At 72.0% G+C, this 8,785-nt stretch carries 4 protein-coding genes; all 4 read right to left on the bottom strand.

What is annotated here, in order from left to right; genetic code table 11:
* A partial coding sequence (locus ACWDCZ_RS37460) for a LamG-like jellyroll fold domain-containing protein (RefSeq protein WP_449818259.1) occupies positions 1–4,324 on the bottom strand: 4,324 nt, incomplete at its 3' end.
* Between the two features lie 644 nt (positions 4,325–4,968).
* Positions 4,969–5,661 (bottom strand): formyltransferase family protein, encoded by a 693-nt coding sequence (locus tag ACWDCZ_RS37455; RefSeq protein ID WP_449818258.1) that lies wholly within the window; start codon positions 5,659–5,661, stop codon positions 4,969–4,971.
* Positions 5,658–6,890, bottom strand: coding sequence for a cytochrome P450 (locus ACWDCZ_RS37450; protein WP_416873980.1), 1,233 nt, complete (start codon positions 6,888–6,890; stop codon positions 5,658–5,660). Before ACWDCZ_RS37450 ends, ACWDCZ_RS37455 begins: the two co-directional genes overlap by 4 nt.
* Positions 6,891–6,892: 2 nt before the next feature.
* Complete coding sequence (locus tag ACWDCZ_RS37445; RefSeq protein WP_449818257.1) at positions 6,893–8,674, bottom strand: beta-ketoacyl synthase N-terminal-like domain-containing protein; 1,782 nt, start codon at positions 8,672–8,674, stop codon at positions 6,893–6,895.
* Between the last annotated feature and the right edge of the window lie 111 nt (positions 8,675–8,785).

Raw genomic sequence — 8,785 nt, 5'->3', positions numbered from 1 at the left:
TGCGGGTGAAGACGTCCTCCAGCCGCTCGCCCTTGATGTACTCCTCGACCAGGTAGTGGTGCTCCCAGACCTGCCGGTACTCGTACAGGGCGGGCTGCGGAGCGCCCGTCCAGGAGATGTGCGGGGTGCAGGTCCTGTCACCGTCCGCGCAGCCCTGGTTCTCGACCTGGCCGTTGACGTACAGGGCGAGCCGGTCCGCGAAGGCGTCGTAGCTGACCGCCAGGTGCGTCCAGTTCTCCATGACGGAGGTGGCCGGAGTGTGGGTCGTCAGGGTGCGCGCCGCGCCGTTGGCGTCGGAGTCGCGGACCTCGGCCTGCCACTGACCGGTCGGCTGGCCGTTGGCGTCGTTGCCCAGGGGGTGCCAGCGCAGGGTGACCGCGCTGTTGTTGGCGCCGGCCACGGACAGCACCGTCATGTCCCGGGTCGGGACGCCCGCCGTGTTCGCCCAGCCGGCCAGGGTGAAGCTCTGGCCGGTGTGCAGCGGGACGGAGCCGGTGGCCGCGTAGCCGGTGGAGCCGTTCAGCAGCAGGGTGCCGGGGGTCTGGAACAGGCCGCCGTCGGCCTTGATCGAGGCGCCGCCGCCGAGCTGGGCGCCGGCCTTGGCCGGGCCCTCGTCGGGGGTGACGGCCGGGGCATCGGCCGGGGTGCTGGTGGCGGTGTTGAGCTTCCAGCGGCCGGCCAGCTGCGGGCGCTGCTGGACCATGGCGCCGGCCTCGGGGCCGGTGACGACGCGGTCGTAGATCCGCACGTCGTCGATGTCGCCGCCGAAGAACTCGCCGTTGGCGCCCTCGCGGTTGACGGCGCCGATCTGGATCGGGCCGGGGTTGGCCCACGGCGCGTTCTGGGTGTAGTCGGACTGGCCGACGAGGAAGCCGTTGATGTAGAAGCGCAGCTTCTTCGCGGCGGTGTCGGAGACGCCCAGCAGGTGCGTCCACTCACCGGTGGTGCCGGTGAAGCACGGCACGCCGTTGATCTGGCTGCCCGCGGTGCAGGCGTCCTGCCAGGTGCGGACCAGGGTGTCGGCGGAGCTGTCCTCCTTGTAGCGCCCGAAGATCCAGCGGCCCCAGTAGGGCGAGTAGTACAGCGAGAACTCGTTGTTGTGCTGGCCGATCTGGGTGACCGCCATCTTCGGGGTGGTGTCACCCGGCGTCGGTGCGGGCAGCTTCACCCAGGCGGAGACCGAGAAGTCCCGGCTGCCGTCGACCTGCGGGCGGGTGCCGCGCAGGTAGTCGTCCACGCCGTCCAGGTGGATCGCCTTGTCGGCGATGCCGGGGCGGCCGAGCGCGACGCCGTTGTAGGCGGTCAGGTTGTCGGTCTCGGTGGTGCCGACGGGCTTGGCGGAGCTGCCGTCCAGGTGCCAGACCGCCTTCGCGGGGCGGCCGGTGGCGAGCTGCTTGTCGGCGGCCGCGTCGGCGGCCTCGGCCTTGCTCAGGGAGCGGTCCCAGAGCCGGACCTCGTCGACCGAGCCCGTCCACGGGTCGGTCCAGTTGCCGTGCCACTTGGAGCGGCCGAACTCCAGCGGGCCGCGCGCGTCCCAGGTGGCGGTGACGGCCACCGGGGTGCCGGGCACGCCGTTGACGTACAGGGTGCTGGTCCTGGCGGTCGGGTCGTAGACGCCGACCAGATGGGTCCACTGGCCGAGCACGACCGGGGTGTCCGAGCTCGCGGGCTCCAGGGTGTAGACGGCGTTGGTGTCCTGGGTGGAGGTCCACATCGTCCACTTGCCGTTCATCAGCCCGAGGGCGAAGCGGGCGGCCCAGTTGCCGTTCTCACTGACCGCGACCCGGTTGCGGGTGGTGTCGCCGGTGAGGTTGACCCAGGCGGAGACGGCGAAGCCGCGGGTGGTGTCCAGCACGTTGCCCTGGGTCTCGGCGTAGCCGTTGGCGGTGCCGTCGAGGGCGAGGCCCTCGGCGAGGTGGCCGGGGGCCCCCGCGGTGGCGCCGGAGCCGAGGGTCGCCTCGAAGCCGCCGCCGGTGCCGGTGACGCTGGTGCCGCTCGGGTCGTCCATCGACCAGCCGGTGCGCTGGGCCTGCCCGGTGAGCACGTTGAAGTAGTACGTCTCGGGCTGGGAGGCGTTGCCCGCGCCGTCGACGGCCCGGGCGGAGATGAAGTGGACGCCGGCGGTCTGCGGCTGGACGCGGACGGTCTGGCCGGCGCCGCCGCTGGTGGCGACCTCGTTCGCCGCGGACGGTGAGGTGTCCAGGCCCCACTGGTACTTGACCACGTCGGTGGCGGCGGACTTCAGGGTGAACTGGCCGCTCTTGCCGACGCCGTCGGTCCACGGGAGCGCCGCGGTGGCGTCCTTGGAGCCGGGGTAGGCGTCCGAGGTGATCGCCGGGCCGTCCGGTGCGGAGGTGTCGACGATGAAGTAGCAGCCGGTCGGGTCACCGTCGGAGGACCACGGCCCCCACTGCGCGCCGTCCCAGGCGCGGGCCTCCCAGTCGAGCTGGAGGTTCTTCGGCAGGTCGGTCGGCAGCGGCCAGGAGAAGATCGAGCCGGAGGCCTTGAAGGTGTTGCCCCCCGGCGCGGCGTCCTCGGAGCCGGTGGACCACCAGCGCCGGCGCAGGCCGGTGCCGTCGTCCCAGCCGACCGCGAACTGCACGCCGATGGCCTCGCCGTCCGGGTCGGTGGCCCGGGTGGTGACCTGCGGCATCTTGTTGATCTTGATGCCCGGGTACTGGCAGACCGAGCCCGGCGACATCGTCATGTCGGACATCGGGATCTGGTTCGGCCGCAGGTTGTAGTACACCTGCAGGTAGGCGTCGTCGGTGAAGCGCTTCCAGGCGAGGGTGTCGCCCTCGTTCTGGGCCTTCAGGCCGAAGGTGATGGTCGGCCAGCCCCAGTTGGCGGCGTCCTGGACGAGGTTCTTCACCGCGCCGGTCTCGCCGTACTCCAGCCAGCCGCCGGGGCAGTTGCCGCTCCAGCCCTTGGCGGTGTTGATGGTCTGCAGGTAGCGGCTCCAGAACCCGGAGGCGTTCTGGGCGTTCCAGTTCAGGCCGGGGGAGATGTAGCCGGTGCTCCACAGCTCGACGGGCCGGGCGTCGCAGGAGTACGACCAGCTCTCGTAGGTGCCGAAGGTGGCGGAGAGGACCTGCTTGCCGACGAACGGGTTGGACACCTGGAAGAAGGCGCGCTTCACGTCGGTCGGCGCGCAGCGGGAGGTGTCGCCGCAGTAGCCGACGCCCCAGTCGTGGACGTAGCTGCTGTTGTACGTGAAGTGCCAGTACGCCTGGTTCGGGTAGGTGCGCGAGACGCCCGCCCAGTCGCCGGCGTGCGGGGTGTTCCACGCCGGGTCGATCATCACCGGGTAGACCGTGTCCGAGGCGTCCAGCATCGCCTGGTCGGGGGAGAGCAGCAGGGCGTCCTTGGGCAGCTCGACCTTGAGGCGGGTCATCTTGGCGCCCTCGCCGGGCAGGTCGCCGTAGCCGGCGACGGCCGGGTCGTTCGGCGCGGGAGCAGCGGGAGCAGCGGGAGCAGCGGGGGCGGCGGGGGCGGCGGGGGCCGCGGCCTCGGCTTGCGGTGCCGCCTGCGGGGCGGCCTTGAACGCCTTCGGCGCGGCGGGTGCGGCGGGCGCGGCGGGCGCGGCGGCCGGGGCGCTCGGAGCGGGCGCGGCGCCGGCCGGCTTGGAGGAGTCCCACATCACCGGGACGGGCGCCTCGAAGACGGTGCCGCCGCCGGAGGGGTCCTTGGCCTTGAGGGTGCCGTCCGCCTCCTGGCTGACCGTCAGGCCGTTGCCCTGGAGGCCGAGCCGGAGCTGGTCCAGCTCGGGGTTCTTGGCGGCCTCGGCGGTGTGCACCACGATGACCTGGGTGAACCCGGTCTTGGTGGCGGACAGCCTCAGGTCGACGTCCGGCAGGATCGACGCGTACTCGGCGGTGGCGCCGTTGACGGTCGGCTTGGGCAGCGGCTTGGGCCAGCTGAGCTTCAGCTCCTTGCCGGCCCGGGCCATGGTGACCAGCGGTGCGGTGCCGCCGCCGGAGAACGTCAGGTCGGCGGTGGAGCCCTTGGGGGCGATCGCGCCGCCGGGCAGCGTCCGGAGGGTGGGGTCGAGGTCGACCCAGGCGCCGTTCTTGCGCACCCGCTTGGGCTGGACGTAGGTGGTGGTCTTCAGCTTGCCGTCGGGCTGGGCGACGGTGTCGCTGGTCTCGCCGCGCTTGGCGAGCACCTCGACCGGCTGGCCGGTGCGGGCGGCCTCCTGGACGGCCAGGGTCTCGGCGGTGTCCTGGGGCTCCGTCACGCCGGGGGGAGGTGTCCCTCCGGCGGCGGCGGCGGGCACCACCGCGGTCGCGGCGAGCGCGACCGCGGCGAGTGCCGCGGCGAGCATGCTGCCCGACCGTCTTGCTGCTGTTCTCACTGTGCGTAAGCTCCGACTTCCGGAATGTGGGCGAAGTTTGAGCGGATCTTTATGGACACCTAAAAGAGCTGTCAACGCTTCATCAGAAATGCGTGAGAAAAGAGCCCTTGCTGCGGCCCTGTCAGACGGGGGGCAGCTCGGGTGAAAACGGATGAACCGACCACTCGGGTGTGAGGCAAATCACGCCCCGAAGGGCGGTCGCCAGCCTGCCTCCGAGGCACGTCCGGCGGTCGCGAACGGTGACGCACGGCACCGGGGCGCCGCTCCGGCCGCCGGATCGACGACGCTCCGTCGGGCAATCTCCGCTGGTCACCACGGGTCTCGTGGCGGGATCCGGGGGGCGGGCGCGAGGCGGGACGCTCGGCGGGGCCGTACGGTTCCCGGGATCCGAAAGGTCGTTCTTGCGAGGTTCGGCGCGGGAAATCCGATTCCTGCTGGCTGGCCGTCAGGTCGGATAACCAGGCTTCACCGCAGTGGAGTTGTCGGAGAAATGGGCAGTAGAATTGCCAACTCCGGCTTTCCGAAAGCACAGAGGTGCCCCCGGAGTATCGAACACCCGGGGGCACCTGAGGAGTTGATCGCGGCAATTCGGCCGTCGCGGCGCTACACGGTTCTCACTCGTGCAGCGCCCGCGCGCTGCCGTCGACCCGGGCGCTGCCCGGCAGGGCGATGAGCTCGGGCTTGAACAGCGGCTGGGTGTCCATCGCGGGCTCCCAGGTCGCCAGTTTCTCGTCCTGGGGCACCTCGATCCGCCGGTCGGCGGCGAGGTCGTCGACCACCTTGAGCAGCAGTCGCACGCCGAGCGGCGCCAGGTGGTCGCGCCACAGGCTCTGCGCGGTCGAGCCCGGGGGCACGAGCAGGTGCTCCTGGGCGGCGAGCGGGCCGCCGTCGGTGCGCTCGGTGAGGTGGTAGACGCTCCCGCCCGTCACCTTGTCGCCGTCGCGGATGGTCCACCGGATCGCGTCCCGGCCGCGGTGCAGCGGCAGCAGGCTGGGATGGTAGCCGATGGTGGCGATGCCGGCCCGGGCGCGCGTCCGCCGGCCGAGGAAGGCGTGCGAGTGCGCGGCGAGGATGACGTCCACCCCGTCCGGGATGTGCATCGCCCGCAGTTCGAGCGAGTCCGTCCAGGGGATGTCCCGGGGGAACGCCCAGGCGCGCAGGCGGTCCCAGGACATCGCGTCGCTCTCGTCGGACTTCCCCTTGCGCAGCCGGGGCGCGGCCGCGCCGACGATCTTGTGCCCCTTGTCCAGGAGGGCTTCCGCGACCTGGACCGCGAACGCCCCCTGTCCTGACATGTAGATGTTCATCCGCACTCTCTCAGTCCGGAGTGGTCGGGCGTGAAGCGCACCGGCATGGTGGAGAACCCGGTCAGGAAGTTGGACCGGATCGGCAGCGCCTCCTCGGTCTGCTCGAACCCGAGGGTGAAGTCCCGCAGGGCCTTGAGCAGTTCGGCGATCTCCACCTTGGCCAGGTACGAGCCGACGCAGAAGTGCGGGCCGTAGCCGAAGGCCAGGTGCTTGTTGGGGGTGCGGCCGAGGTCGAACTCCCCGGGCCGGGCGAAGACCCGTTCGTCCCGGTTGCCGGAGGCGTGCCAGAGCGTGACGATGTCGCCCGGCCGCAGCCGTACGCCGTGCAGTTCGGTCTCCCGCTCGACGCTGCGCCCGAAGTGCATGGTGGGCGACGCCCAGCGCAGCACCTCGTCCACGGCCGTCTCGATCGCGACCTCGCCCCGCTTGAGCCGGCGCCACTGCCCGGGGTGGGCCGCGAGGGTGCGGACGCAGTCGATCATCGTCAGCCGGCTGGTCTCGTCGCCCCCGATGATCAGGCTGTAGCAGTTGAGCACGACGTCCTCGTCGGACAGCGGCACACCGTCGACGGCGCTGCCGATCAGCATGCTGATCACGTCGTCGCCGGGTGCCTCGCGCCGCTCCTCGACGATGTCCATGAAGTACATCAGGATCTCGTTGCGGGCCATCTCGGAGTCGACCTCGTCGACGTCCTCGTCGTCCGCGGACAGCGCGGTCTTGGTGAGGCTGAGCAGGTAGTCCCGGTCCCGCTCGGGGACGCCGAGCAGGTTGGAGATGGTGGTCATCGGGATCCGCGAGGCGATCCGCTCCGCGAAGTCGCAGCCGCCGGAGCCGACGGCCTCGCGGATCCACTGCCGGGTGTTGACCCGGACGGTCCGCGCGACCTCGTCGAGCACCCGCGGCGAGAGCACGCGCTGGAGGATCTTGCGCAGCTCCAGGTGCCGGGGCCCGTCGGTGACGGCCAGCATCCGGCCGGCCCCGGCGTCGCCGCCCTCCAGGAGGGTGACGAGCACGTTGCCGCGCTGGGACGTGAAGTTCACGTTGTCCCGGTAGGTGGCCATGATGTCGTCGTAGCGGGAGAGCACCCAGAACCCCCGGCGGCCGTCGACCGGCGGGTTCCAGTGCATCGGCGCGGTGTCCCGCAGGGTGCGCCAGAACCCGTCGAGGTCGTGGTCGGCGAAGGTGGCCGGGTCGCCCAGGTCCACGGTGTCCAGTGCCGGTGTGCTCATGCCTACCAGTCCGTCCGCCAGAACCGGCGGGGCTGGAAGGGGTAGGCGGGCAGCGGCACGCGGCGGCCGGCCCCGTCCCGGTGCAGGGCGTCGAAGTCCACCTGGAGGCCGCTCACCCAGGCGGCGGCCAGGTCGGTCAGGGCCGGCGCGTCCTGGCCGGACGGCACGATCCCGTCGTCGCTGCGGGAGAAGGAGCCCGGGGCCGTGCGCGGGGCGGCGGCGGTCGAGGCGACCGGGCCGCGGGCGTCGTCGGACAGCGCCGCGATCAGCTCCTCGCGGCTGCGGACCACGGCCGCCCAGCGGCGGCCCATCACCTTGCGGCCGAGGTTGAGGGTGAAGCAGACGTCGTCCAGGCGCAGTTCCGGGCGGGCCTCCAGCCACTCCCGGAGCCGGGTGCGCTGACGGGCCAGCGCGTCGTCGTCCATCGCGGACAGGGTGGCCAGCCGGGGGCGGCCCGCCTCCTCGGGGGCGCGTCCGGCCGGTGCCGGCGGCTCCTCCAGCACCAGGTGGGCGTTGTAGCCGCCGCCGCCGAGGGAGGTGATGCCCGCGCGGCGGATGCCGGCCTCCGGCTCCCAGGCCGCGCCCTCGATCTGCGGCACGAAGGGGGTGCTGGGGAAGTCGAGGTCCTGGTTGACCTCGGTCAGGTTGATGGTGGCCGGGAGCGTCCGGTGGTACAGCGCCAGCGCGGCCTTGACCGTACCGAAGCCGCCGGACACCACGCCGCCGTGGCCGACGTTGCCCTTGACCCCGCCGATCGAGGCGGTCGCGGTCCGCTTCCCGAACGCCATGGTCGCCGCGTGCACTTCGAGCTCGTCGGTCACCGGCAGGCCGAGGCCGTTGGCCTCGTACATGGACACGGTGTCCGGGCTGACGCCGCCCACCTCCATGGCGGCGGCGATGCACGCGCTCAGCCGCTCGGGCTGGGCCAGGCCGTACGCCATCGCGCTGACGCCGTTGTTGTTGACGGCCGAGCCCCGGACGACGGCGTAGACGTGGTCGCGGTCGGCGACGGCCCGGCCGAGCGGCTTCAGCAGCAGGGTGACGACACCGCTGGACAGCGCGCTGCCGGTGCCGTTGGCGTCGAACGGACGGCAGTGGCCGTCCTTCGACAGGATGCGGTTCTCCTCCCACAGGTGCCCGCGCGGGTGCGGCAGGCGGACCATCGCGCCGCCGGCGATCGCCATGTCGCTCTGGCCGAGCAGCAGCGACTGGCAGGCCAGGTGCACCGCGTAGTGGAAGCCCGCGCAGACGGCGGCGACCGTGACGGCCTCGCCGGTGAGCCCCATGTAGTACAGGGCGTTGGAGGTCATGCTGTCCGGCGACCACGCCAGGCTGGCCTCGATCGCCTCGGGGCCGACCGACGCCCGGTCCGGCGGGGAGCTGTAGAGCGCGGCGGTCTGCGGGTTGTTGGCGCCGTACATGCCGATCTCGGCGGTGAGCCGGTCCGGGTCGTAGCCGCCGTCCTCCAGGGACTCCCAGGCGCTCTCCAGGTAGAGCCGGTTCTCCGGGGTCATCGCGGCGGCCATCCGGTCGCTGATGCCGAACACCGACGGGTCGAACCTGTCGTACGTGTCGAGGACGCCGCAGGCCCGGACGTAGGACGGGTTGTGGATCAGGGTCTCGTCGACGTGGATGTCCTCCTTGGCCAGGAACGACACGGTCTCCCGGCCGTGGACGAGGACGTCCCAGAACTGCTCCTTGGTGCGGGCGCCGGGCGCCCGCAGGGACATGCCGATGACGGCCACGTCACCCGGGTCGTACTCCTGCTCGGGGCTGTCGGTCATGGAAGGCTCCTGCTTCGTGTGCTTCGTGTCGGGTGGAGGTGACTCGGGTGGCTATCGGCCGGTGCCGCCGGCGCCGCGGCCCACCCTGGTGCTGATGCTGGTCGTCGTGCT

The sequence above is a fragment of the Kitasatospora sp. NPDC001225 genome, assembly GCF_053597855.1.
This window is presented reverse-complemented; position numbering and strand designations above follow the sequence as displayed.

Coding starts and splice junctions, on each gene's coding strand:
- ACWDCZ_RS37455 (WP_449818258.1), bottom strand. CDS start 5,661: ATGAACATCTACATGTCAGGACAGGGGGCGTTCGCGGTCCAGGTCGCG.
- ACWDCZ_RS37445 (WP_449818257.1), bottom strand. CDS start 8,674: ATGACCGACAGCCCCGAGCAGGAGTACGACCCGGGTGACGTGGCCGTC.
- ACWDCZ_RS37450 (WP_416873980.1), bottom strand. CDS start 6,890: ATGAGCACACCGGCACTGGACACCGTGGACCTGGGCGACCCGGCCACC.